This is a genomic window from Arsenicibacter sp. R0_47, assembly GCF_057652235.1.
The window spans coordinates 759,872-784,577 of the sequence record NZ_JBYFCJ010000001.1 but is presented as its reverse complement, the minus strand read 5'-3'; the positions used below and the strand labels follow the sequence as shown (position 1 = coordinate 784,577).

At 47.9% G+C, this 24,706-nt stretch carries 21 protein-coding genes; 8 read left to right on the top strand and 13 right to left on the bottom strand.

All coding sequences use genetic code 11. From position 1 onward, the window contains the following. Nucleotides 1–19: 19 nt before the first annotated feature. The 7 genes from AC23NW_RS03110 to AC23NW_RS03080 all read right to left on the bottom strand — a co-directional run bounded on the left by AC23NW_RS03110 (nucleotide 20) and on the right by AC23NW_RS03080 (nucleotide 9,527). Complete coding sequence (locus AC23NW_RS03110; protein WP_487447628.1) at nucleotides 20–2,314, bottom strand: peptidase domain-containing ABC transporter; 2,295 nt, start codon at nucleotides 2,312–2,314, stop codon at nucleotides 20–22. Nucleotides 2,315–2,318: 4 nt separating this feature from the next. Beyond that, on the bottom strand, nucleotides 2,319–3,293 hold the full coding sequence (locus AC23NW_RS03105) for a glycosyltransferase family 2 protein (RefSeq protein ID WP_487447627.1): 975 nt from the start codon (nucleotides 3,291–3,293) through the stop codon (nucleotides 2,319–2,321). A 295-nt stretch (nucleotides 3,294–3,588) separates the two neighbouring features. Further along, nucleotides 3,589–4,953, bottom strand: coding sequence for a TlpA family protein disulfide reductase (locus tag AC23NW_RS03100; RefSeq protein ID WP_487447624.1), 1,365 nt, complete (start codon nucleotides 4,951–4,953; stop codon nucleotides 3,589–3,591). A 62-nt stretch (nucleotides 4,954–5,015) separates the two neighbouring features. Beyond that, complete coding sequence (locus AC23NW_RS03095) at nucleotides 5,016–5,219, bottom strand: TIGR04149 family rSAM-modified RiPP (RefSeq protein ID WP_487447622.1); 204 nt, start codon at nucleotides 5,217–5,219, stop codon at nucleotides 5,016–5,018. Nucleotides 5,220–5,302: 83 nt separating this feature from the next. Continuing rightward, complete coding sequence (locus AC23NW_RS03090; protein WP_487447621.1) at nucleotides 5,303–5,995, bottom strand: hypothetical protein; 693 nt, start codon at nucleotides 5,993–5,995, stop codon at nucleotides 5,303–5,305. 376 nt (nucleotides 5,996–6,371) lie between these two features. Then, nucleotides 6,372–8,018: a vitamin K epoxide reductase family protein gene (locus tag AC23NW_RS03085; protein WP_487447619.1), complete on the bottom strand. Its 1,647-nt coding sequence runs from the start codon at nucleotides 8,016–8,018 to the stop codon at nucleotides 6,372–6,374. A 21-nt stretch (nucleotides 8,019–8,039) separates the two neighbouring features. After that, the gene (locus AC23NW_RS03080) at nucleotides 8,040–9,527 is read right to left on the bottom strand and encodes a glycosyltransferase (RefSeq protein ID WP_487447617.1); all 1,488 of its coding nucleotides are present in this window, start codon (nucleotides 9,525–9,527) and stop codon (nucleotides 8,040–8,042) included. Nucleotides 9,528–9,802: 275 nt separating this feature from the next. On the opposite strand from AC23NW_RS03080, the gene AC23NW_RS03075 reads away from it, so the two are divergent. From AC23NW_RS03075 to AC23NW_RS03060, 4 genes are all read left to right on the top strand, one after another. Further along, a complete protein-coding gene (locus AC23NW_RS03075; RefSeq protein WP_487447616.1) occupies nucleotides 9,803–10,225 on the top strand; it encodes a helix-turn-helix domain-containing protein in 423 nt (140 codons plus the stop codon). 15 nt (nucleotides 10,226–10,240) lie between these two features. Next, entirely contained in the window at nucleotides 10,241–10,522 is a 282-nt protein-coding gene (locus tag AC23NW_RS03070) for a hypothetical protein (RefSeq protein ID WP_487447615.1), read from the top strand. An 81-nt stretch (nucleotides 10,523–10,603) separates the two neighbouring features. Beyond that, entirely contained in the window at nucleotides 10,604–11,044 is a 441-nt protein-coding gene (locus AC23NW_RS03065) for an FAD-binding oxidoreductase (RefSeq protein WP_487447613.1), read from the top strand. 12 nt (nucleotides 11,045–11,056) lie between these two features. Next, a complete protein-coding gene (locus tag AC23NW_RS03060; protein ID WP_487447611.1) occupies nucleotides 11,057–14,404 on the top strand; it encodes a M4 family metallopeptidase in 3,348 nt (1,115 codons plus the stop codon). A gap of 46 nt (nucleotides 14,405–14,450) precedes the next feature. Here AC23NW_RS03060 and AC23NW_RS03055 read toward each other — a convergent pair whose 3' ends face one another. The 4 genes from AC23NW_RS03055 to AC23NW_RS03040 form a co-directional block, all read right to left on the bottom strand. Further along, complete coding sequence (locus AC23NW_RS03055; RefSeq protein ID WP_487447610.1) at nucleotides 14,451–15,341, bottom strand: TonB family protein; 891 nt, start codon at nucleotides 15,339–15,341, stop codon at nucleotides 14,451–14,453. Between the two features lie 34 nt (nucleotides 15,342–15,375). Further along, nucleotides 15,376–17,211, bottom strand: coding sequence for a M56 family metallopeptidase (locus AC23NW_RS03050; RefSeq protein WP_487447608.1), 1,836 nt, complete (start codon nucleotides 17,209–17,211; stop codon nucleotides 15,376–15,378). Then, nucleotides 17,208–17,579 (bottom strand): BlaI/MecI/CopY family transcriptional regulator, encoded by a 372-nt coding sequence (locus tag AC23NW_RS03045; protein ID WP_293834839.1) that lies wholly within the window; start codon nucleotides 17,577–17,579, stop codon nucleotides 17,208–17,210. Before AC23NW_RS03045 ends, AC23NW_RS03050 begins: the two co-directional genes overlap by 4 nt. Nucleotides 17,580–17,698: 119 nt before the next feature. Next, complete coding sequence (locus AC23NW_RS03040) at nucleotides 17,699–18,196, bottom strand: hypothetical protein (protein WP_293834837.1); 498 nt, start codon at nucleotides 18,194–18,196, stop codon at nucleotides 17,699–17,701. A gap of 198 nt (nucleotides 18,197–18,394) precedes the next feature. Here AC23NW_RS03040 and AC23NW_RS03035 point away from each other — a divergent pair, with 198 nt between their 5' ends. The 3 genes from AC23NW_RS03035 (at nucleotide 18,395) to AC23NW_RS03025 (ending at nucleotide 21,693) form a co-directional block, all read left to right on the top strand. Next, nucleotides 18,395–19,888, top strand: a complete 1,494-nt coding sequence (locus tag AC23NW_RS03035) for a S41 family peptidase (RefSeq protein ID WP_487447607.1) — start codon at nucleotides 18,395–18,397, stop codon at nucleotides 19,886–19,888. Nucleotides 19,889–19,975: 87 nt separating this feature from the next. After that, nucleotides 19,976–20,518, top strand: coding sequence for a 3'-5' exonuclease (locus tag AC23NW_RS03030; RefSeq protein ID WP_293834834.1), 543 nt, complete (start codon nucleotides 19,976–19,978; stop codon nucleotides 20,516–20,518). A 56-nt stretch (nucleotides 20,519–20,574) separates the two neighbouring features. Beyond that, nucleotides 20,575–21,693, top strand: a complete 1,119-nt coding sequence (locus AC23NW_RS03025) for a Gfo/Idh/MocA family protein (protein ID WP_487447606.1) — start codon at nucleotides 20,575–20,577, stop codon at nucleotides 21,691–21,693. A 47-nt stretch (nucleotides 21,694–21,740) separates the two neighbouring features. On the opposite strand, the gene gmd is transcribed toward AC23NW_RS03025, so the two are convergent. Further along, the gene (gmd, locus tag AC23NW_RS03020; RefSeq protein WP_487447604.1) at nucleotides 21,741–22,853 is read right to left on the bottom strand and encodes a GDP-mannose 4,6-dehydratase; all 1,113 of its coding nucleotides are present in this window, start codon (nucleotides 22,851–22,853) and stop codon (nucleotides 21,741–21,743) included. A 47-nt stretch (nucleotides 22,854–22,900) separates the two neighbouring features. Then, nucleotides 22,901–23,482 carry an SPOR domain-containing protein gene (locus tag AC23NW_RS03015; protein WP_487447602.1) on the bottom strand — a complete coding sequence of 194 codons (582 nt, stop codon included), beginning with the start codon at nucleotides 23,480–23,482 and terminating at the stop codon, nucleotides 22,901–22,903. A 92-nt stretch (nucleotides 23,483–23,574) separates the two neighbouring features. On the opposite strand from AC23NW_RS03015, the gene murB reads away from it, so the two are divergent. Beyond that, nucleotides 23,575–24,600, top strand: coding sequence for a UDP-N-acetylmuramate dehydrogenase (gene murB / locus AC23NW_RS03010; RefSeq protein WP_487447601.1), 1,026 nt, complete (start codon nucleotides 23,575–23,577; stop codon nucleotides 24,598–24,600). The last annotated feature ends 106 nt before the right edge of the window (nucleotides 24,601–24,706 follow it).

The following is a 24,706-nucleotide window of genomic DNA, read 5'->3' as shown; positions in this document are numbered from 1 at the left end:
TCTTTCACTCTCTCACTCTTTACCCCTCCGCCAGTTCCAGCTGATTCCGCACCAGTTCGTAATACCGGCCGGCACGTTGCGTCAACTCCGCGTGCGTACCGACCTCCACAATTTCGCCGTGCTCCAGCACGACAATCTGATCCGCATGTTTGACCGTACTGAGCCGATGCGCCACAACCACTACCGTTTTACCGTTAAAAAACTGCTCCAGGTTGTGCAGAATCACACGCTCGTTGTTGGCATCCAGGGCATTGGTCGCCTCATCCAGAAACAGATAGTCCGGGTCTTTATACACGGCCCGTGCCATCAGCATCCGTTGCCGCTGACCCTGACTGATCCCACTCCCGTCAGACCCGATTTTTGTATTGTATTTCAGGGGCAGGCTCTCAATAAATCCGTGAATATTAGCTACCCGTGCCGCATTGGCCAGTTTTTGCCGGTCAGGCGTTGCGTCAGAAACAGCAATGTTATTAGCAATCGTATCCGAAAAAATAAAGCCGTCCTGCAAAACCGTCCCGCACCTTGCCCGCCAGGTGCGGTGCGAAATGTCGGGTAGTCTGACCGCAACCTCACCCCCCTGCCCCCTCCCGAATCGTCGGCCCGGCCTGAATTCAGGAGAGGGGGACTGAAATTGGTTTTCAGTGAGGTAAATTTCCCCTTTTGTGGGCTCGTAGAACTTGAGGAGTAGTTTCAGCAAGGTTGTTTTGCCGCTGCCGCTCGTGCCAACAATGGCAGTGACTTTGCCGGCAGGTATGTGCAGATTAATGCCTTTCAGCACAGGATCGTTACCGGCACCGGGATAGGTAAACCAAAGGTCATGCAACGCAACTGATTTGGGGGCCGAAGCAGCAAGTGTAACCGCTCCGGTCACTTCCTCATCCGCCTGCTCATGGATTTCGTTCAGCCGTTCGAGACTGATTTGTGCATCCTGATAGTGCTGAATAAACCCGATAAGCTGTTCAACCGGCCCGTTGAGCTGCCCAATGATGTACTGCATGGCCAGCATACCGCCCAGGGTCATCTGCCCGTTTACGACCGCCGTTGCCGCCAGAAACGTAATGATGATATTCCGGCCTTCGTTCAGAAACAACGCCCCGGCCTGCTGATACTGCCCGATTGCCAGGCCCTTCATACTCAGTTTAAACTGTTTCACCTGCAGGTTCTCCCACTCCCAGCGTTTCAGCTGCTCAGCATTGTTGAGCTTGATTTCGGGTAAACCCTGCACCAGTTGAATCAGGCTGCTCTGATTCTGCGAGGCGAGGGCAAACCGCTTATGGTCCAGTTGTTTACGATAGCGGAGAAAAAGCACAATCCAGGCGGTATAGAGGACGCTCGACAGCACAAACACGCCGAAAATGGCAAGATTATACATAGCGGCCACCACACTGTATACCAGTAGGTTGAACACCGAAAACAGGGTATTGAGCGACGTGCCGGTCAGAAACTGCTCAATACGGCCGTGGTCACCGATTCGCTGTAGAATATCGCCGGTGAGTTTGGTATCGAAAAAAGAGACGGGCAGTCGCAGGAGTTTGATCAGAAAATCAGACAGAATGCTGAGGTTGATACGGGTACTGACGTGGAGTAATATCCAGCTACGGATAAACTCAACGGCCATGCGGCCGATAAACAAGGCCAATTGCGCGGCAAGCACCAGGTAAATAAAATGCAGGTTGCGGGTCTGAATACCGGTATCGACGATGGACTGCGTCAGGAAGGGTAATATCAGTTGCAGCACCGAGCCTACAGCCAGTCCCAGCCCAAGCTGTATCAACAGGCGTTTATGCTGCCACAGATAGCCGAATAGTATACCCCACCCCCGGCCCCTCCCCTGAAAAGCACGGGAGGGGAGGTCTGACGTTTCGGTGTCGTCATCCTCAAAAAACAAGGGTGTTGTTTCGAGTAATAAGGCAATGCCGGTACGCTCGCCATCGGTGACGGTAGTCGCCCACCGGCTTTCAAATTCGTCACGGGTGTAGGTGAGTAGCCCTGCGCCGGGGTCGGCAACGTAGACCTTTCCCCGTTTGATTTTATAGACTACGACGAAATGATTCTGTCCCCAGTGTACGATGCAGGGCAGGGGCGCTTCGCCCTCAAGCCGTTCAAACGACACCCTCACGGCCAGCGTCCGGAAACCGATGCTTTCGGCGGCCTGCGCAATGCCCAGCAACGAAACCCCTTCCCGCCCGATTTCGGTTTTGTCCCGCAAAAACGGCATCGAAAAGCTACGCCCGTAGTGCTTCGACACCATACGCAGGCAGGTAGGGCCACAATCCATGGCATCAGGTTGGCGGTAGTGGGGGAAATCAGGCATGGGGTTAACTTACTAATTCTGACTTCTTTTGCGCTAAACGTGACGCATAGGTTTCAAAAGCCGTTGTCGTTTTCATCAGGCCCAGCATAACCAGTTGTTGCCAGTTTTCATAACGTACTGACTCCGCATTGGCCAAACACAGGTCAGGGTGCTGATGCAACTTTCGGTTAAAGTCCTTGTAGTAGGCCGCATTATTGACATGCTCTTCGCGCAGACTTTCTTCAGCGGCCTCCTGAACAAAATCATGCAGGAATTTGGTATGGAACACAACACCCTGCATCGCACTAACCCGTGCCCCATTGATGGCGTGCATCCCCTGCCCCAGATATGTTTCCGGTGTATAGTTAAATAACGGAAACTTATTAAGCGAGGTAACAGGTGTACTGATGCCAAACACCCGCTCGCGCATGCCGCCTGTGTAGTGGGTAGATGGAAATGATTGCCACCGTTTCCGGTCGAAATAGGGAAAGGTGACTTCATAGTGGAACGCATCGAAGAATGGAGTGGTCTGTAGCGGATCTGCTCCCGGCTCATAAACGGCTTCCTGTACCGGCTTATCGGAGTACATATCCAACAGTAATGCCCGTAGGGCTGTATCGCCCGTACTTTCCAGAAAAGCACACACATCGGGGAGCCGGAGTGTATCGGCATAGGGGAAGGTTAATAACTCATCAATATCTACCACCACACACCATTGGTTTTTACCATATTTTTCTAACAGATGCTCCATCCAGTACCAGTGATTTCTGTAACTATCCGTTGTTTGAAACACATGCACCTGTGGATGGCTTAAGGCCAACATTGCCGAATTATCGGTTGAATTATTATCAATAAAAAAGAACCGGTCTACCCCAAGTGTTTTATAGTACGACAAAAAATACGGCAATCGCAGCGACTCATTACGCATAATAGCAAAAAGCCGTATTTCTTTCCGGTTCGGAACGAGGGGTTGCTGCTGTAAGCTTTTAATAGTAGCCATACTTTTTCGTTTCAGCATGGCATACTGCCTTTTGTGCTTCCACTGCAAATAGCGCTTAGTTAGGCTATTTAACCTCGTGAGCCAGATATATTTTAGCTGTAGAAACATAGTAATTTTTATTTAGGACCCGCAAACAATGCAAAGGTGAAAGAAACTTACTATCTCTATGTGTTTTTTTAAATACCTTGATTAATATCAAACGAGTTAAAACGTCTTTATAATTTCATTGATATACACAACCGAAGCCAATGATATATACACTATTTCATTAAAAAATATACCTAATTTTATTGTATTAAATCTTTAGTATTGAATCAAATATACTATGTATTCTATTATCACTTGGTCGCGGGGCGTCAGAGTAAATTATTTTTCCATCTTTTAGTATTATATATCTCGGAATTGAATTAATATTATATTTCCTCAATAACTGAGATTTTTTTGTATTTAAAATTAAATAGTTTATTTCTTTAGGCAAATTAAGTTGTTTTACTGCTCGTCCCCAAGCAGCAGGATTATCATCTATAGAAATATACAGAAAATCAACCCCTTTTTTATTATATTCTTCATATAGCTTTTTAGAAGCAGGCATTTCAGCACGACATGGAGCGCACCAAGAAGCCCAAAAATCCACGTATATTATAGATTTTTTATCATACAGATTCGAAAAATTAACTACTTCTTGGTTCAAATTCATTAATTGTTCGTTTGTATTCAGATAATTATCTGGCAGTTTATTTTTTATTAAATATTCTTTATAATAGCTATTTTTGCTCTCATTAATAAATTTATCAAGAAGCGTCTTGTAAATATCTTTAGAAAATTTAATATTCCTTTTGCTATCTAAAGCAATTATTAATAAATAAAATTTCAAATAATCCTTGTCACTTCCTGAAAAATCAGAGCTAGCTATTTCAAAAATTGACTTTAGAAGTATTTCTTGATTTCCATATTTTAGGTAATATTTCAAATACAGTATATTCCAAAGTGTTTTTCTGTAACTAGGCAAGAATAAATCCTTTTCATTATCCAGATAAATACCTTTCAATAAAGATCTTAAATATTGTTCAGGAAATTTACCATAAAAGTTATCCAAATCTGTTCTAGTGGCAATCTCTTCATAATATATTTGAGATTTCCATTTTTCAAAAGATTCATCATTCAACTTAAATTTATCCACATATTTTCCTAGATAACTTCTTTTAATATTATAATAATCTACAATCGCTTTATCTCTACTATGTAAATTTGTAATATATTTAATATTATTAAAGATATTACCCCAAGATACCCTCTTGATAGGATCAATATTTTTTCTATAGCTTACATCAAAATTAACCTCATATAAATCTTTACCATTTTTATCTTTGCCAATCCAAAAGCCGTCCTTGTCTTTAGTAAAATAAATTGAAGAATTAATATTTGGCAACAAAAAAACTGTTTTATGCTGCCAATCAGCATCATAAATAGCTGAAGATTCAGGAATTATTGACAATCCTTTAGGCAAATTATAATCATCTCCACCCACTTCCAGTACACGAAGCTCGTTTCCTAATGGGTTGTCCAATACATTTATTTCTATTTCACTTGTCTTTATTTGAATATTTTTAGGCTGAAATAACAGCAATATAGTAACAACTAAGCAAAAGGAGATTTTCATTTGAAAAAAAATTACATTTAGGCTGGAAATATATTTACCATTCCCAGCCTAAAAATTAAACATTAGCAACTAGCACAACACCAGTAGCCTCTTCCACCATCCAGAGCACATTGAGTGGCAGCTTCTTTAGCTTTCGCCATTGTTAAGTTCCATTGTGAATCCATAGCGCCATTCTTCCAATAGCATTTTGAACCACAATTCCCACCTCCCTTTACATTCTTCATTTCGCTCCTAGTCAGAGCAGCATCAGCAAATCTTGATAACATGATTTTGTATCCTTTAAAAGTTAAACAATTAATTTATGTAAATCGGCCAATTTCTTAGTCAAAACAATTCCTATCAATTCGGGTCAGCGACGTTCCATGAGTTCTTTATATCTATAGTTTACTTTATATTCTTCAGGCATATCTTTTAATATCTTTTTATCCGATTCTGTTGGAATTATCTCCATAAAATGTAGCATATAAATACCAATAAATGATTTTGGATATTCTCTAAGATAATCTCTTGCGAATTGGCTATAATTATCACTCAATGCATTCATCATTTGAGTTCTCTGCTTTTGTAGTTTTTGGATTACGGCCAGCGAATCTATATTCTTGTGTTTTTGCTCATCATACATTATATCTATTTTTTTTTCAATAGTTCGCAAATGGCTAAAAACTTTTTTTTCTGCTAATATTTCATAGTTATTCAATTCTATAGTCAATGGAGACATTAATATCTCTGATTTATCAAGGCTATCAGCCTTGAGGTAAATTTTAATATCCTCATCCCAAATAAATACTAAAAATCTACTACTACCTTCTTGAGTCAGTATGTACGTATCAATGTCTTCTACATTTAAACTAAAACTTATTGGTTTACTTAATGTAAGTTTTCTGATTGACTCTCGGTGAAACGGATCACGGTGACGTAATATTTCTATACTGATTGGATAAGAGTCACTTGTTATATCTATTTTCTTAGCCTGTGCATTAACAATGATAGGAAGAACTATAATAAAGAATAATTTCATTAAATCTCGAAATAATCTTTTCATAATTCAAAAGACATTTACTTAAAACTAATTTAACAATAAAAATTTTATTTTTACAATCCGAATCATTATTAAATATTTATAAAATATAATTTATCCTTTACCTGTAAAGGATAAATTATATTTTATAAATTAAATTGGTTTCCCATCTGGCCCAAGATGCCAGCATTTAAACTGTACCCCTGAACCGCAGTTATAATAACTAAATATCTTAGCATCTTGGCTAGTATGTATTATACCAGACCAAGACTTACCGTTAGCGCAGTTACACTTTACTGTTGCCATTGCTCCTTTTATTGAGCGCATTTGTTCTTTCGTTAGAGCATTTACTGAAAAAGATGACAATTTTTGAAACATAAGAAGTTATTTTAGCTAATCGTTAAACAATTGATTTATGTGAATCGGCCAATTCCGTTGGTTGAGGTGCCGCCTGTAGTATGCGGCACAGGGTTTCTACATCGTTGAGGGTGTAGGCGAGCGGTAGTTGCCGCCCGTTCAGGTAAAGCGTTGGCGTTCCCGCTATCTGCGCCAGCTCGCACCAACGGACGTGTAGGCGTAGTTGCTCAACGACATCGGTATAGTTGGTAGTGTCGCTTAGTGCCTTGCTCCACTCTGCGGCATCGCGGTAACTACCCATATACCACAAGTGCATGGCTCGTTCGGCATCGTCAGGAGAAAGACTCAAGAGCTTTTGCGTAACGGGCACCGCAGCCGGCGAGCCGATAAACACAAACTGACAGTTTACAGCATCCGTACGACGCACTAAGGCCTCCAGATCAGGGTGCAGCCGTCGACAGGGGCCACAGAGCGGGTTAGTCACTATGGTTAGCGTATGCCCGGCATCAGGATTACCCATTGTCACGACCCGCATGTCGTCAAAAATCGGGGGCATCTGCGGTTGCCGCGCAAACAGGCTTTCGACGTATTCCGGGTTAAATTTGGCCCGTTGCAACTCACGCCGTAACGGAAACACTTGTGTTGCTTCCAGCAGGGGCTTCTTCAGCAAAACCCAAATCACCACCGGCAGCAGAAAGGAGAATCCCAGAGCAGCTATCGTGTACCCATCTACCAAAAGGGTAACGGCTTGCCAGTGTGGCAGTCCAAGCGCAAACTCCACCCACAACAGGGCCTGCACCAGCAAACAGAGCGTACACCACGATTTGGCAATGGCATACTGATAATAAACGGAATACACGGTATACGGCAAAGCCAGTGCATTGAGCACTAACAGCCACGACCCTATGGATAATTGCCCGGTGTCAGGCCCGATCAGTAACGCAATAAAGCTCCCGGCAAAGTAGGTAAACCCTATTTCGGACCAACCCAGCCAACCCCATAGTTTAGCCGCGTTGGAGGTCAGTACACTGTTGCAGTCGGTCCGGTTGTCGAGACTGCACAGGCTCCGGAGCAGGCTGTTGTTGGTGTCGATCATGTACCAGAGCAGCAAGGCCGTTACTCCGATACCTGCTAGTTTAGTCAGCAGTAAACCCATTAAGGCCCAATCGCCAGGCAGTATATTGGGCAGGAACAGTTTACTCAACGCGGCAACACAAAGCAGCAAGCCCACAATCACAACCGGCACACGCGCATTACGGAGGAGCTCCTCACGCTTTTTCAGGCGATAATCAGCTTCGCCGGAACGTTCGTTCGGCTCAAGCAGCAACACAATATGGTTCCACTTGCGCGAAAACTCATCCACGCTTTCGGTTTGCCAGCCCCGGTTGGTATCGAGCCACTCGACCTGTCCGGCGGCTACTTTCCGGATAGGCGCAAAATAGCCGCCATTGACCTCGAGATACGCCATAGCCGGTAGCGGTATGTCGGTAAGCTGTTCCCGAAAAATCCGGGTTGCCAGATTCGGCACCTTCCACTCTGTCAGCACATCGCTCATCGCCAGCAGCGACGGGAAATCGGGGTGCAGATACAGTTGTTCTTTCACGGATGTTGCCGTAACGGGCAAGTCAGTCGCCTGAATCAGGTACGCCAGGGCATCGTACGCATTTTTCTCAACGGAGGTTAGCTTCATGGCCGGTATGGGTTAACAGGTTTAGGCAGATTTGACATCCGCACTCATTGACTTTCGGATCCGGGAATCCGAAAGAGCAGATGTATCGGTTAACAGGGTAAGGATGGTTTCGCTTTTTTCAGTACACGTTGCTTTAAACCGCCGGATATTGGCTTTGAACGTGTCTTCTTCCAGCAGTTGCCGGAGTTTTCCGGCCAGGTCTGCGCGGCGTTCGTGTTGAAACATGCCCCGCAGCCCCAGCCCGTGATACGCTACTTTCAGGGCATTTCCGGGTTGGTCATAGTGCGGGTCGAGCGGATAGACCAGCATTGGTACTTCGTAATAGATGCTTTCTTTGATCGACCCGAAACCGCCGTGTGTAATAAACACATCGGCCTGCTGCAACACCGGCAACTGCGGTACACGGCTGAAAAAATACACATTGCCGGGTTGCCGGTGCCACGCCCTGACGGTTTCGATAACCAGCCGGTTGACCGAGCAAATCAGCTGCACATCGGCTAATTCACGGACTACATCCAGCAGGTTTTCGATAAACGTTAACAGCGTTCGGTCGGGGCCTTGATAATACGTGCCGAAACTGCAGTATATCAGCCGTTGCCCTTCGCGGACACGATTTTTGATCTGCGGCCATGCGGCCGCGAAGGCCGGGTCGAGTTCGGTATCCTGCCGGTGTTCGCGCATACACAGGCCCAGGTAGTGCTGATTGGGTTTGCGAATTGCCGGCGAAAACTCAAACGCCAGCGGAGCCAGTACAATTTCGGGCACATTGGCTATCAGTAATGTAACTGTAGCCTCGGGAGCGACGGGAAAATCGGGCAGGCTTTGGGCCACTACCTGTAATTGCTGCCGATGCCGCCGTACCGTCTCCTGCATTAGCGCTACGGCAGGGCGTCGTAGCCAGTGAATAAGCTGTTCCGTCCACGGCATTTTTGGTTGCGCTTCCGCTTGAGCTGCCGGCCAGAAACCCTCCGAAACCGTTGGAAAACCGGCAACCCGATACGTCGAAGGCATGGGGTTGAAAAACAGCAGCGAAAACTCAGCCCTACGCGGATTTAATACCCAAAAATCGGTACAGGCAAACAGGTCGATAATAACGGCTGCCGGACGTAGCTCATCGACCACTGCATATAACTCCCGTTGCCGAAACGCATAAAGTTCATTCGTGCGATAGGCTTTCAGCAGACGTCTATACGTCAGTTTTTGTTTTTGAGATACCAGAAAACCACTCTCCTGGTTATACCCCACCCGCCATTCTGAATTCCGCACCACACGGTAGCCATTTTGGGTGACAATTTCGGCAAGGGTGTCATTCGTCACCGCATACACAACCTCATAGGTCTCCGACAAAATATCGGCTAAATACAGGGAAGGCAACACATGGCTCCGAATCGACGCAGGTACTACCAATACGACTGGCTTTACACCCATACCTGTTCCGGCGGGCTGTAGAGACACAGGTTCCGGCGTGGGCCCTGTTGGTCTGCCTGAATAGAGTAGCGTCTGCGCCATAATTGACTGAATGTTAACCTTGACACAAAACTCATCCAAATCCGCCGGATAGCTCTAAAAAATTCCGAAAATCAGCACAGCGTTTTCCGAATTTTTTTATAGTGAATCATAAAATTATACTAAGCATAATTTTCTAAAGAAAAGAAATCATCAATTAATGCATTGATTATCAAGAAAATTAACTCAAAAAAAAAAAAAACAATACTTCTGTACTTACCTAAACACCCTTGTATTACATTTACATCATGTTCATCCATCCAAACCTTATCACCTCCATGACTTACGGAACACGCCTTTTACATTTCCGCCAGAAAAATGGCCTCACCCAAACACAGATTGCCGAAAAACTTAACATTGCCGTTAGTACCTACAACTGCTGGGAATCAGACCGTAGCCTGTACAAAATTGAAATGCTGCCTCGCTTAGCGGATATTTTTCATATTAGCCCGCTTGACTTAATACCTGAAAAAACGACAATTACTATTACCCACGATAATCCCCCCGGTTTGCCTCCACTCACTATTGAGGCTCATTTGCTTTACAATGAGCTTATTCAAAGCCTTAAGCAGGTGTCATCTCTTAAAGACGCCGAAATAGAACGCCTTCGGCAGCAAGTCACACAGAAAGACACGGAACTGGTGCAGCTCCGACAAAAAGCCGGTTATACCCTGCCACATGAACGTATCGCCGCCAGATAACCACCCCTGCTCACCATGCCCGTCGCTTCGCTAAATGCCTTGCCGTTCACTCAATATCCGGCCGCCCCGACGAGTACCATTATCAGCCGCTTAGCTAAATTGGACGACCGGAGCGTACTGGTGGTCGGCCACAGCAATACCATTCTGGAGATCGCAAAGGGGCTGGGCACCAAACCGTCCATGACTAAAATTGAGCATTTGGATTATGATAATTTACTGTTCATCCGGATCAGACATACGCTCTTCGGCAAGCGCGTGCATCTTTACGAAGAAACGTACGGTAAACCAACGCCCTGAGCGCCGGACAGGGCGATAGTAACGGAGGGAAACTGTTTCGGCGGTTTCCCTTTTTCTTTTTCAACATTTTACATGAATACGATGACTAAACAACTACTCGCTGCGCTTTTCTGCTTTGTAGCCATCACGGTTTCGGCGCAAACCACCAAAAAGGCTGCGACACCGGCTACGTATAAGGGACGCCAGATCATTGTGGGCAGCGGCGGCGGCTTCACAGGGCGGAGCATCAGCTATTACCTGCTCGACGACGGTAAGCTCTTTACCAAAGGCAGCACCGATTCGGTCTATACACTCCTTGGCGTGCAGACACGCGCCAACACCAGCCGTGTCTTTTCGGCGCTGGAAACAACCTGCCAGATCAAAACGACCTCATTTAACCATCCCGGTAATCTATACAAGTCTGTCCGGTGGAAAAAAGGCAAGCAGGAGTTCAGTGTCGTCTGGGGCGATGCACAACAGAAACCACCAGTCAGCTATCCGAAATTCTACGATTCGTTTATGGCCATGATGCGGAAGAAATAACAACAACAACTGATGAAAATACTGTCTACAAACCAGCACTCCTCCCTCCGGTTTACGGCTTCCTGGCTCCTGGCCGCGCTGCTGACGGCGGGCATACAACCCCTTTACGGACAAACGCCGGGCAAAGGCTTTGATTCGAAGCGGAAAGCTACGCCTGCCCAACCCGGGCTGGCCGAAATCCTGCATGCCGGTCAGGTTCCGGTACCACAGCAGCGCCCCGGCCGGCAAACGCTGGCGGCTACGGGCACCAGCCCAATGTCGGTGCAGCCGCTGCGCCTGCGGGTGGTACGCGACTCAGCGACGGGGCTACCTGTTTACATCGAAAACCGCAACGCGGTTAAAACCTCCGCGAACGGAGCCGGCCGGCGGGCGCTTACTCCCGCCGCTGCGCAAGCTACTACGTTCCAGTTCCTGAATCAGGTTAAGGGCTTGCTGCGGATCAACCGTGCAGAAGAAAGTTTTACCCTCAAACAAACGCTTACGGATGAACTGGGCCAAACCCACGTCCGGCTAACCCAGACCTTTCAGGGGATTCCGGTATACGGCGGTGAGCTGGTTGCGCACCTGTCCGACCAGACTGTTGAGCTGGTCAACGGCCGCTATCAGACCATTCCGGCTGGTACGGCTACTAAGCCGGAGCTTACGGCGGTACAGGCCGGTGATTTCGCCCTGCGGGATGTCCGGAAGCACTCGCTGGTACGGTCGTTCGGCGATAATTTCCTGAAACTGAAGCCATCGGAAGGAGAACTGATGCTGTATCCGCTGGATGGTGGCGCGGTACTGGCGTATTCCGTCACTGTACGGCCCAACCTGCTCGAACGCTGGCAGTACCTGATTGACGCTCAGACCGGTGCTGTAATCGAGAAGTATAACCACACGTGCGGCGTCGACGGGCCGGTCAAGGCAACGGCCAAAGATCTGAACGGCACCACCCGCACGTTGCAGACTTATTTGCAGGGTACGAAATACTACATGATCGATGCGACCCGGAGCATGTATAACGGACAGACCTCGAAACTGCCCGATAGCCCGGTGGGTGCGCTCTGGACCATTGACGCCCAGAATACTTTCGGCGATAATACCAAGATGTACCAGCTTACGTCCGCCAACAATACAAACTGGACCCCGACGGCTGTATCAGCGCATTACAACTCAGGCATTGCCTTTGATTACTATCAGAAAACGTTTAACCGCAACTCACTCAATGGCAAAGGCGGCACCATTATTTCGGTCATTAACCTGGCCGACGACGACGGTAAGGGCCTTGACAATGCATACTGGAACGGTGCATTCATGGGCTATGGCAACGGGCAGCTCGGGTTTAAACCGCTGGCGGGCGGACTGGATGTGGCCGGCCACGAAATGACCCACGGTGTGATCGAAAACACGGCCAATCTGGAATACAAAAGCCAGTCGGGGGCGTTGAACGAGTCATTTGCCGATATTTTCGGGGTAATGATCGACCGCGACGACTGGACGATTGGTGAGGATGTGGTGCAGACGGCCTACTTCAAATCGGGCGCGCTCCGGAGCATGTCGAACCCGAATCAGGGCGGAAAAGGTACGCGGGGCTATCAGCCGAAAACGATGGGCCAGTATGAATCACTGCCCGTCACGGAAGAAGGCGACAACGGGGGCGTACACGTCAACAGCGGTATTCCGAACTACGCGTTTTACCTCTTTGCGACCAACAACAGCGTCGGCCGCGACAAGGCGGAGAAGGTGTATTACCGCGCCCTGACAACGTACCTGACCCGGACCTCTAAGTTCCTTGATCTGCGGCTGGCGGTCATCAAAGCGACCGGCGATTTGTATGGCGCAACCGGTGCCGAGGTTACGGCCGCCAAAGCGGCGTTTGATGCCGTCGGGATTGTGGAAAGTACCACAACGACGCCAACGAACAAACCGGATGCGCCCGTGGCACAGGGTCAGGATCTGCTGCTGCTCTACGGCAGCGACAGCAAGCTATATTCCACGACGGTGGTCACAAGCGGCTCTAAGTTTGACCTCAAAACCGTGCAAGGCCTCCGGCACCGCCCGAGCGTTACCGACAACGGGCAGTTTGCCTACTTTGTGTCGGCCGATAAACGGATACGCGCCGTTAGCCTAACCGGTACACCGACCGAAAGCATGATCCAGAATGAACCCCGCTGGAGCAACGTGGCGATCTCCCGCGATGGCACCAAACTGGCCGCCCTCAGCGACGAACAGGATGCCTCGATCTGGGTTTACAGCTTTACTAAAAAGCAATGGAAACAGTTTAAGCTCTATAATCCGACCTACTCCGAAGGCGTGGCAACAGGCGCGGTGCGGTATGCCGATTCGTTTGAATGGGACCATGCCGGCGAGTATATCATCTATGACGGCTATAATGCCCTTAACAGCGCCGACGGCCAGCCGATTGATTACTGGGATGTAGGTTTCCTACGTGCCTGGGACGGTGCGAAAAACGATTTCGGTGATGGCGCCGTTGAGAAACTGTTCAATGACCTGGAAGAAGGCGAAAGCGTCGGGAATCCGTCGTATTCGAAAAACTCACCCGACATTGTGTCCTTTGACTACTTCTACTCAGATGGTTCTTCGGAGCAGTATTATGTGCTGGCCGCCGACCTGAACAAAGGCAATTTAAAACTGATTTACGAAAACAACACGCTGGGTTTCCCGAGCTATTCGCGGCTCGACAACCGCCTCGTATTTAACGTACTTGGCCCGAATGACCGGGGCGATGTGGGTGGCATCAACCTGGCGGCAGACAAAATCACCCCAAGCGGTTCGCTCCTGAACCTGTACAATAATGCCAAATGGCCGGTCTGGTACACGCAGGCTACGCGGACAATTCCTACGCGGACCAATCAGTCGATTACCTTTAATACCCTGTCCAACCGCTATGCCAGCGATCCGGCCTTTACGCTGGCAGCCACCGCCTCGTCGGGACTTCCCGTCAGCTTTGCCATTGTTTCAGGCCCCGCCGAGATCACAGGCAATAAGGTATCGGTTACCGGTCCGGGTACGGTTACTGTCCGCGCTTATCAGGAAGGCAACGGCGAATTCTATGCCGCCACACCGGTTGAGCGCTCGTTCACGGTCATGACCATTCTAGGGCTGGAGCCAACCTGGCAGGAGGCCGTAAAGCTTTATCCAAATCCGTCGAAATCCGATGTATGGGTGGAGTTGCCCGCCGGTCATACGATTGAGCAACTGACACTTACGAGCCTTTCCGGCAGCGTATTGCGCCATGAAAAGCCCGCTACCCGCAGCACCACAGCGCATTTATCTTTGGCCACGCTGCCGTCCGGAGTTTATATCCTGACGGTCGAAACGCCTAAGGGGAACGTCATACGAAAACTGATGAAAGACTAACAACAAAAACGGCACTCCGATGATGAGTGCCGTTTTTTTATGTTGTTTACTTCAGTGTAAACTGAATCGGAATGTTATATCTCACAGCAACTGATTTGCCATCCTGCCTGCCGGGCTTCCATGCAGGCATCTTAGAAACTAAGCGTATCGCCGCTTCATCACATCCAAAGCCGAGCCCTTTCAGTACGTTAACGTCATGAATGCCGCCCTCCTTATCAACCACAAAACTCAGGAAGACCTTACCCTCAACGCCTGCGCGTTTGGCTGCCTCGGGGTAGTTCAGGTTATCATTTACGTATGCAGACAATGCCTTCATACCACCAACAAACTCGGGCTGATGCTCTACAACTGTAAAGACATCTTTCCGTGTTTCAATAACAGTCAATGTACCTTTCTGCTCTGTCTTATCTGTAACCGGAAGGCTTTCTTCAACCACAGCCGCATCATTGCCCAGTGAGATAATGAACATACCCGATCGCTGAACCGTTATGCGCCGCGACGGAAAGCCCTGAAACGATACTTCCAGCTGCGATTTGACCTGACGCTTCGGTAACCGGAATACAAAGTTGCCATCCGCATCGGTTGATGTACCGCTTTGCAAGCCAACCAGTTCAATTATAGCACCCGGCAATGGTTTGCCATCCGGCCCCACTACCTTCCCTTTTATAATTGCCGGTTCATTGGCCGGTGTTTCCACGACCGCTTTACGGCCCGAGCCTACCAGATCTTTCTCCTTCCGGTCACAGGCCGCCAGATAGAGCATCGGCAGGGCAACAACCGGCACAATCAGTGCATACCGCCACATGGCTCGTTTCTGCGTTGGTGCTGTAGTCAGCATCCGGAGCCGCTCTTTCAGCTGCGACGGCGACAAAAACGCGTTCGTTAATTCGTAGCCCGGCACAATGTTCGGGTCAACCTGCGGATTGTTATTTTTCATGGTCAATGGATGATTTAAGGGTAAGGAATTAGTTTTATTTCTTTATTCCGAAGCCGGTGTTTTTAGTTTTTATGATGATTGCGCCATCAACAGCTCTTTCACCATAGACAGCTGTTGCTGACACGCCTTTCAATACACTGATGCTCTCAATCGTATTCGGATCCAGCTTCTTCATGTCAATGTCGTCAATCGCTACACCATCCACCAGATAAAGTGGCTGCTTCCCAAGCGGGCTAACTCCTCTTAACTGAATTGTTGGCTGTTGACTACCAGCGAAGTGACCTGTTCCTTCAAGGATCACTTTCCGTTCATTTCCCATCGGATTCCAGCCGGTTGTGTCTTTACCGGTAACCTTACGGCCTTCTCCCTCCAGCAAAAATTTGATCGGTATGACATACTCTACGTCAACCGGATTCCCATGCTGCTTACCCGGATTCCAGCGTGGCATGCCTAATACAACCCGCAGGGCCTCTTCATCGCAGCCGCTGCCGATGCCCCGTATGACTTGTGGCTGACGTACAGCGCCCGTTTCCGACACAATGAAGCGAATCTGTACCTCACCCTGAACACCTCTGTTGTGCGCTTCAGCGGGGTAACGTATGTTTTTAGCAAGGTACTGTCCCAGGGCACCGGTTCCGCCCGGGAAGGTCGGTGCTTCTTCGACAACCGTAAATACCTCGTTATTTTTTGTCGTTGTTGCCGGTGACGTAGCAGCAGTAGTCGTTGCAGCCGGTTTCATAGCATAGCCAACCACCACGACTTCGTCCAGCTTTTGCCGCGACGGGGCCAGTTGAATATTGATCAGCTTACGGCTTTTAACTTCCACCTCAGTTGTCCCCAGACCAACGTAGCTAAACACCAGCACGCCGTTATCCGGTACGTTTTTCAGTTCAAACATGCCTTCACCATCAGTCGTTGTTCCGGTCGTTGTTCCTTTCAGAATCACGCTCACGTTGGCCAGTGCGCGGCCCTGCTGGTTTTTTACCTGCCCCAACACGGGGCCTTGTTTTGTTGCCTGTTGTCCGACAAGGGCGTTCAGCTGATCCTTTGCCGTTGTCATAGCCAGTAAGCCAATAGCGAGCGGCAGAATTACCAGGTATTTACCCAATGCCCAGCGGCTTGTGGATCTTTTCCGTAGCATCGTAATTCTTGCTTTAAGTTGTGATTTATTGAAAAAGCTGTTGGTCAGTCCGTCGGGCTTAACACCAAAAGCATATTCGACCAGATAGGCGGCGTATTGCTCATTAGCAGCTTCCTTATCGGCCAGAAACTCATGTACCTGCCGGATCGACTGCTTGTAACACCAGACAATCGGGTTGAACCAGAATACAGCCTGTAGAACTTCAAAAAAGACGACATCAATACTATGCCACTGCCGGATATGCACCAGTTCGTGACGATGTACCGGTTCCGCCTGCGCATCGGACGGGTTCATAACCAGATAGCGGAAAAACGAAAACGTCGGCGTCTTGGGGTCACGGGGCCACACCAGCGTATAATCATCCATCGGCTGCTGATCGGAGCGGCGGATAAACTGCAGCAGGCTCATGGTGCGCGCCTCCAGACGCCCCAGCATCCATAAGGCCAGCATCCCGTATGCCACCCAGCCAATCAGTTCCCAGTCCGGCCCGGTCGATTCCGGCTGAATAATGATGGCCGGTAGTGTTGCGACTGCCATCGGTAAGGTTACGGTCTGCACCGTTTCCTGCGGCAGCTCAATCAGCGGCAGGGCAAACGACGCCAGCGCCGAACCGATCAGATACGCACGGTTCAGGCCGAAAAACGTATGCCGGCGCAGGAAAAGCCAGTAGCAGGCATAGAACAAAATCAGGAAGAGGTTAGCCCTCAGCATATATTCGAAGATGGTCATGGCTCTTTTGTCTGGTTCAGGAGTTTAATGATTTCATCAGCTTCGCCTAAACTGACATCTTTTTCTTTCACGAAAAACGATACCAGCTTCTTCAGCGAATTATCGAAGTAATTTGCCATCAGTTGTTCCGTCTGGAAACGACGGTATTGCTCTTCCGTGATTAGCGGAAAGTACTCATGCGTTTTACCATAGGCCGTATAGCCGACCAGCTCCTTCTTTTCCAGTATCCTGATAATCGTCGATACCGTATTATAAGCAGGCTTAGGATCAGGCAGTTCGTTCAGGACATCCTTTACGAAGCCCCGTTCTAACCGCCATAAAACGCGCATGATTTCTTCTTCAGCTTTTGTCAGTTCGCGTACTTGCATGATTCCTTGTTTGAATTCTGATGTAAAGTTAGACTAATAACTTAGTTTTAAAACTAAATGTTTAGTTATTTTTTATAAGAAAAAGCCTGACCTAATCAGTCAGGCTCATATTCAGCAGTTTACCGTAAATATTTCAGATTTAGTCCGTACAGAATGGTGAAAATAACGCTGAAAAATACGCCGCCCGAAGAACCAATTCCTATAATTCCGCCGACCCAGATAATGGGAATCAGAAACCCCAGTACAACTCCCGCTACGTAGACATAAAATCCTTGTTTCCGCAGACTAAACATCAGCCACGCGCCCAACAGGGTCAGTGCGGCATAAATCAGTTTTGAGATTCCCAGCTTGCGGATGTTTTCGGCCGTCATGCCGGCCGAAACACTGCTCATAATCTTTTCAATGAAGTTAGCGCCGCCATTGTCTTTAATCTTATCGGCCGCTTCTCCCATTACCTCCTGTGTTGTTGACGCGACAAAATCTGCGGACGCAATTGTCGTTATACCATTGTAGAGATCAATTGCGCAGGAGACGAACGTCAGGATGCACAATATGGTCAGAAACTGTGGCCGCAACGGAGCAGGCGGCAGTTGAGTCGGGTTGGTTAGAGGTTCCATAAACCGGTGATCGTTTTTATGCTAGTTAATTCGTTTTTTCATGCGTTCCGGCAAACCTACCCTTTTTTTTTCGCAGGGGCTTTTTTCATGCGGCATAAGTCATCATTACTTGTGAATTATTTTACTTTTTGGTAACTTCACCATAGTATTAAACCCTGCCTCCTTTTTTAAGCATACATTATTCCGTAACTCGTGAAGATGAATTTCGTGAAGTTGTTCCTCCTCTTTGGCTGGATTTGCGTAGTTAGTGTGTCTGCTCCCGCACAGGTTCTTTCACCACAGCAAGCCCGCGAAGACCTGGCCTTTCTGAAGCAAAAACTGGACACTTTTCATCCTGGTGTCGGCTATTATACGCCCCTGCCCCGTTATGAGTATCTGTACGACTCGCTGTATAATACCTTCACATCACCAACCGGGTACCTGACGTTTTTTCACCGGGTTACCCCTTTAGTCAACAGCCTTAAAGACGGGCATACAAACCTGAACCACCGCCGGCAATACATCAATAAACAAACCCTGTATATTCCGTTTTACCTGCGTTCGGTTGATAACCGGTACTATATTTCCCATACGATGGCGGCTGATACCACAATCCGGCGAGGTGCGGAGGTATTAACGATCAACGGCAAAAACATCAGAGACCTGCATCAGATCCTGATGGACTCAGACCATTCCGGCTCCGACGGCGATAACCTGACCGGCCGGCGGCAGTGGAGCCTATACCAGTTTGCAGACTATTACCTGGCCTGGTTTGGTTCGGCAGATTCACTGGTGATTACCTACCGGCAACCCGCCGATACGCTTATTCAGCAACAATCAGTAAAAGGCGTTACCCTAAGTCAGTTCCGGACAACATTCTTCAAACGCTATCGCGCGGAGGCAGACCGCCGTCCGAATCTGTCCGTCCGCATGGTTGATTCCCTTACCCGTACAGCGGTTCTTCGGGTCTCAACGTTTATGAGCCCTAAAAAGCACGATCCGTTTGAGCTGGCCTTTAAGCGTAAACTGAAAAAGGCATTTACGGATATCAAAGCGGCAGGCATTGAAAACCTCGTTGTCGATCTCCAAAACAACGGCGGCGGGCTGGTGCTCAATTCGGCGCGGCTGTTACAGTACTGGATGCCGGAATCGTACCGGATGATGGAAAAGGAACACATGAAGCGGGCAGCCCGTGCCGAGCTGGTTACCCGCTGGAACCCGTTTTCGATGCTGAATTTTCACCTTCAGTACAAATCTGATGGGAAGGGCGGCTTTGCGAGCCGAGCGCACAACCGGTTGTTTAGCCCGAAGAAAAAGCTGGCCTTCAAGGGCAATCTGTATTTCCTGATGAACGGAGCGTCTTTTTCCGCCACTACCTCTGTGCTGGCCAAAAGTCTTAATGCAGGTGTCGGCACGTTTATCGGCGAAGCATGTGGTGGTGCCTATTGGGGTGATTTTGCCGGGCAGTTCAAAACAATTACGTTGCCAAATTCCCGTTTACAGGTCCGTATTCCCCTCAAAAAGCTCACACACGCGGTTATCGCTGAACATGCGAACGGATTTACCGTTGAACCGGATTTTGCGGCTGAGCGCACATACGACGACATTTTATCCGGCAATGATTTTATGATCCGGAAAGCAATTGAACTGATCCGCAAAGGGGCCGTTGCCCGAAAACCAGGTACGTTCCGGTCTTTTCAGGCATCGCGATAAGTTTTTGGTTTGAAATAAATCCGTTGTTTCATAAGTTTGGCTTGATGAACTGATCGCTTTTTATCTTAACACATCAAATTTTAGTTAGTGTATTGCATCGTAGACGTTGAAACCACGGGAGGTGTCCCCGGCCCTTCGCGGCTTACCGAAATCGCCATGATTCGTCATGATGGCCATCAAGTGGTCGATACGTTTCACACCTTACTGAACCCTGGCTGCCCGATTCCCCCGTTTATCTGCCGGTTAACCGGCATTACTGATGCCATGGTTGAGCAGGCCCCGACTTTTGATCAGGTTGCGCGGCAGGTTCTTGATTTATCCGCCGATGCCATTTTTGTGGCACATAACGCCAGTTTTGATTTCGGTTTTTTACAGAAAGAACTCGGCTGGCTCGAACAGCCTTTTCTGCGCCGTACGCTTTGCACAGTCCGGCTGAGCCGGAAAATCTTTCCGGGCTACAATTCGTATAGTCTGGGAAATATCTGTGAAAGCCTCGCTATTCCTGTCTCAAACCGCCACCGTGCCATGGGAGATGCGCTGGCAACAACCCGGCTTTTTGAACTGTTACTGGCGAATGATCACTTCGGCATTATCCCGCGTCCCCAACTCTTAACTCCACCTCTTAGCTAGTTTTCTCCAACAGTTTTACGGATGTCCGGTTTTTTCAGAAACTGATTACCGACATCATGCAAGAGAATAAAAAAGAATTCGGAATTGGGGTGATTGGCATGGGAGGCTTTGGTCTGTTTGCCACACAACACTTTCTCCAGATTCCCGGCACCCGTCTTGTGGCCATTGCCGGCACCAACCGTGAGGGAGCGAAAGCTGCTGCCGAACGTTTCGGTGCAGTGCATCTGGACAACCTGGACGATTTAGTAGCGCATCCGGACGTTTCGATTGTATACATTGCCACGCCTCCGTTTCTACATCATCAGCAAGCGCTGCTGGCACTTCAGGCGGGTAAACATGTAATCTGCGAGAAACCGCTGGCCGTCACTGCCGAACAAGGGCATGAACTGATCAAACTGGCCGCTGAAAAAAATCTGTTGATGATTACGAATCTCATGCAGCGGTATAATCCGATGTTTGAGCGTGTGCGGCACCTGATCGATAAGCAATTACTGGGCTTACCCCTGCATGGCTATTTTGAAAATTATGCTGCTGATGAAGGTTTATTGGCCGAACACTGGTTTTGGGACCGGTCGAAAAGCGGCGGTATTTTCATTGAGCATGGTGTACACTTTTTCGACTTGTTCGAGGGTTGGCTCGGGCAGGGGAAGGTAGTCTCAGCACAAAGCGTTAAGCGTCCCGATACAGATATTGAAGAGCAGGTAAACTGTACGGTTGTTTACGGTGGTGTTACGGTTAATTTTTATCACGGCTTTACCCAACCCGGACGGATGGACCGGCAGGAAATGCGCATCCTCTTTGAACGAGGTGATATTACCCTGCATGAATGGGTACCTACCCGGATCAACATCCGCTGCCTTGCCGACGAAGCGACTACCCGCGCGCTGATGGACTTATTTCCCGGCGCGCGTCTTGACATCAGTGCCAGTTATGGCGGCAATGACCGCGAAACCCGGGGCCGTCACAAAGACATTGATGCCTGGCAGCAAATCAGCATCTCGTATGGACATGATCAGCAAAAAATGCACCTCTATGGTGAGTTGTTACGACACATGTTCACTGACCAGACCAATTATCTGCATGATCCGGCGGCACACCGGAAAATAACGGAACAAAACGGATTACAGTCATTGCTTACAGCCATTGACGCCGCACGGCTGGCAAAACAGCAATAAAAAAGCCGCTCCGGTCCGGAGCGGCTTTTGTTTATAGCCGAAAGCGCTTATTCAAAGTAATTCGGTACACGATGACCACTTTTCTCCAGAATCTGGTCTTTCTGGAACAGTTTAAGGTCAGCCGATACCATGTCTTCAACCAGTCCTTTCAAATCGTATTTAGGTTTCCAGTTGAGTTTCGTCATGGCCTTAGTCGGATCGCCCAGCAACAGGTCAACCTCTGTCGGACGGAAATACCGCTCATCGATGCAGACCACTTCTTTACCAGCTTCAATCTGGTAAGCCGGATTCGTTGATTTCACTACAATGCCTTTTTCATCAACGCCGGTTCCTGTAAACTCCAGTTCAATACCAACCTCAGCAAATGCCATCCGCACAAAATCACGGATATGGGTTGTTTGTCCTGTTGCAATAACGAAATCTTCAGGCGTGTCCTGCTGGAGGATCAGGTACATTGCCTCAACATAATCCTTAGCATGTCCCCAGTCACGCTGCGCATCAAGGTTACCCAGATACACCTTATCTTGTAAACCTAACGCAATACGGGCCACCGCACGAGTGATTTTGCGCGTTACGAATGTTTCCCCGCGTAATGGTGATTCGTGATTAAACAAAATCCCGTTACAGGCATACATGTTATACGCTTCCCGGTAGTTCACAGTAATCCAGTAACCATATAACTTGGCGACTGCATAAGGCGAACGAGGATAGAACGGAGTTGTTTCTGACTGAGCATGGCCCTGTACACCACCATAAAGTTCCGACGTCGATGCCTGATAAATCCGTGTTTTTTCAGTTAATCCCAGTAACCGTACTGCTTCCAGAATCCGTAACGTACCGATGCCGTCAACCTGAGCCGTATATTCAGGTTCATCAAAACTTACCCGTACATGCGACATGGCACCCAGATTATAGATTTCATCCGGCTGCACTTCCTGAATGATACGGATTATATTTGTTGAATCGGCCAGATCACCATAATGCAAATGAAAGCGTACATTCTGATCATGCGGATCCTCGTACAAATGATCGATCCGGTTTGTATTAAACAGCGAACTACGCCGTTTGATACCATGTACCTCATATCCTTTTTCGAGAAGTAACTCGGCTAAATAGGCCCCATCCTGGCCTGTGATTCCGGTGATTAGCGCTTTTTTCATTGACTTTAACTTAGGCTCAGCGATATAGATAAACCCGTCTGACAAATTTAATTAATTGACATACTATACCGTATATCAATTTTATCAGGCTGTAAAACAGCCGTTGGAAATAATGATTTGATCTGACTATAATACCGCTCAGCATCAAGTCTCCGCATAAAATCTCCCACCTTTAGTTTGTACGTAGGTTGTTTATAAGAGAGATAAGGATTCAATTCCGGAAAATTCTGATAAACAAGCAGTTTTGCGGCCTCGGCACTTTGTCTTTCATTACCGGTATATACCTGAATCCGGTATCCTGCTGCATACCGGATTGTTTTATTTTTGGCTGCAGAAGCTTCCATAACTTCATCCAGCCGCCGGTTTACATGTTGAGCTTCCGCACCCATAGACGGAATTACTTTTTTCGATTCCGGTGTACTAGAAGTACCTTTGGGTTCCGTTTTAACAATTACTGGTGTATAGGCAGGCCTTACATCACTCAAATCTTCCGTGTAATCATTATAATTGCCTGTCCTACCTGAATTTGGAACTGACTTAGCCGCGCATCCAAAAAAGCATGCACCTATAGCAACGACTAACAGCCTGTTTACGATACATTTCATATCTTTCAAACGAATTGCAAACATAGTAAATATCCAATTACTATTCCGTAATCCCCTCCTTGTTCTGAGGGAAGGGTCTAAATGATTTACTATTTTTGGCCAACTTTTATTGGTTTATGCTTACTATACAGAATAATTTCTCCCTCAGGAATTATAATACTTTCGGAATTGGCGCAACTGCCCGGTTTGCAGCTGAGGTACATTCTATTTCAGATCTTCAGGCATTACTGACCCGAGATGATTTCCTTAAACTGCCTAAGCTTATACTGGGCGGGGGTAGCAACATACTTTTCACCAAAGATTTTGACGGTCTGGTAATTCTGATGCGAATCGGCGGTATTTCCGTCTCTCAACTTTCAGAATCAGCATTCCTGGTAAAAGCCGGAGCGGGTGTAAACTGGCATAATTTTGTTATGTTTTGTGTTGAAAATAACTATGCCGGCCTTGAAAACCTATCGCTGATACCAGGTACTGTTGGCGCTGCTCCGATGCAGAATATCGGTGCCTATGGCGTTGAGATTGAGCAGGTCTTTGAATCCCTTACTGCTCTTCATATTGAAACAGGTGAAATCCGGACGTTTACCCACTCCGATTGCCAGTTCGGTTATCGTGAGAGTGTATTCAAGCATTCCGTAAAAGGGCAATATATTATTACTGATGTAACATTCAGACTATCCAGCCAGCCTGAATTTCATATTTCCTATGGCGCCATCCAAGACACTTTAGCTGATATGAGGGTTTCTGCTGAGTCCTTGACCATCAAAAATGTCAGTGACGCTGTCATCCGGATTCGTCGGAGCAAATTACCCGATCCGACTGATATTGGCAATGCCGGTAGTTTTTTTAAAAATCCCGAAATTCCTGTCAGCCAATTTGAGGCACTCAAAGATACGTATCCTTCCTTACCTGGTTACCCGACCAGCTCATCTACTATTAAAGTTCCTGCGGGTTGGCTGATTGAACAAGCGGGCTGGAAAGGATTCCGGTCCGGAGACACCGGTGTACACACTAAACAGGCACTTGTTTTAGTGAATTATGGCATGGCTAACGGGTCTGATATTATTAGTCTTTCAAAGGATATCCAGGCCTCGGTCCTTCAAAAATTCGGAATTGCCATTTCCCCTGAGGTAAACTTCATTTAATATCCCCCCCCCTTGTTTATTTAAAAAGGCATGGTGACTACCATGCCTTTTTATTGTGCCCTGTAAAACAGAAAACCCCGCCAGTTGGCGGGGTTTTCCTATTGAT

What these genes read in the sequence shown, in the direction of transcription:
- AC23NW_RS03110 (WP_487447628.1), bottom strand. Translation starts at nt 2,314, where the DNA reads ATGCCTGATTTCCCCCACTACCGCCAACCTGATGCCATGGATTGTGGC.
- AC23NW_RS03105 (WP_487447627.1), bottom strand. Translation starts at nt 3,293, where the DNA reads ATGGCTACTATTAAAAGCTTACAGCAGCAACCCCTCGTTCCGAACCGG.
- AC23NW_RS03100 (WP_487447624.1), bottom strand. Translation starts at nt 4,953, where the DNA reads ATGAAAATCTCCTTTTGCTTAGTTGTTACTATATTGCTGTTATTTCAG.
- AC23NW_RS03095 (WP_487447622.1), bottom strand. Translation starts at nt 5,219, where the DNA reads ATGTTATCAAGATTTGCTGATGCTGCTCTGACTAGGAGCGAAATGAAG.
- AC23NW_RS03090 (WP_487447621.1), bottom strand. Translation starts at nt 5,995, where the DNA reads ATGAAAAGATTATTTCGAGATTTAATGAAATTATTCTTTATTATAGTT.
- AC23NW_RS03085 (WP_487447619.1), bottom strand. Translation starts at nt 8,018, where the DNA reads ATGAAGCTAACCTCCGTTGAGAAAAATGCGTACGATGCCCTGGCGTAC.
- AC23NW_RS03080 (WP_487447617.1), bottom strand. Translation starts at nt 9,527, where the DNA reads ATGGCGCAGACGCTACTCTATTCAGGCAGACCAACAGGGCCCACGCCG.
- AC23NW_RS03075 (WP_487447616.1), top strand. Translation starts at nt 9,803, where the DNA reads ATGACTTACGGAACACGCCTTTTACATTTCCGCCAGAAAAATGGCCTC.
- AC23NW_RS03070 (WP_487447615.1), top strand. Translation starts at nt 10,241, where the DNA reads ATGCCCGTCGCTTCGCTAAATGCCTTGCCGTTCACTCAATATCCGGCC.
- AC23NW_RS03065 (WP_487447613.1), top strand. Translation starts at nt 10,604, where the DNA reads ATGACTAAACAACTACTCGCTGCGCTTTTCTGCTTTGTAGCCATCACG.
- AC23NW_RS03060 (WP_487447611.1), top strand. Translation starts at nt 11,057, where the DNA reads ATGAAAATACTGTCTACAAACCAGCACTCCTCCCTCCGGTTTACGGCT.
- AC23NW_RS03055 (WP_487447610.1), bottom strand. Translation starts at nt 15,341, where the DNA reads ATGAAAAATAACAATCCGCAGGTTGACCCGAACATTGTGCCGGGCTAC.
- AC23NW_RS03050 (WP_487447608.1), bottom strand. Translation starts at nt 17,211, where the DNA reads ATGACCATCTTCGAATATATGCTGAGGGCTAACCTCTTCCTGATTTTG.
- AC23NW_RS03045 (WP_293834839.1), bottom strand. Translation starts at nt 17,579, where the DNA reads ATGCAAGTACGCGAACTGACAAAAGCTGAAGAAGAAATCATGCGCGTT.
- AC23NW_RS03040 (WP_293834837.1), bottom strand. Translation starts at nt 18,196, where the DNA reads ATGGAACCTCTAACCAACCCGACTCAACTGCCGCCTGCTCCGTTGCGG.
- AC23NW_RS03035 (WP_487447607.1), top strand. Translation starts at nt 18,395, where the DNA reads ATGAATTTCGTGAAGTTGTTCCTCCTCTTTGGCTGGATTTGCGTAGTT.
- AC23NW_RS03025 (WP_487447606.1), top strand. Translation starts at nt 20,575, where the DNA reads ATGCAAGAGAATAAAAAAGAATTCGGAATTGGGGTGATTGGCATGGGA.
- gmd (WP_487447604.1), bottom strand. Translation starts at nt 22,853, where the DNA reads ATGAAAAAAGCGCTAATCACCGGAATCACAGGCCAGGATGGGGCCTAT.
- AC23NW_RS03015 (WP_487447602.1), bottom strand. Translation starts at nt 23,482, where the DNA reads ATGTTTGCAATTCGTTTGAAAGATATGAAATGTATCGTAAACAGGCTG.
- murB (WP_487447601.1), top strand. Translation starts at nt 23,575, where the DNA reads ATGCTTACTATACAGAATAATTTCTCCCTCAGGAATTATAATACTTTC.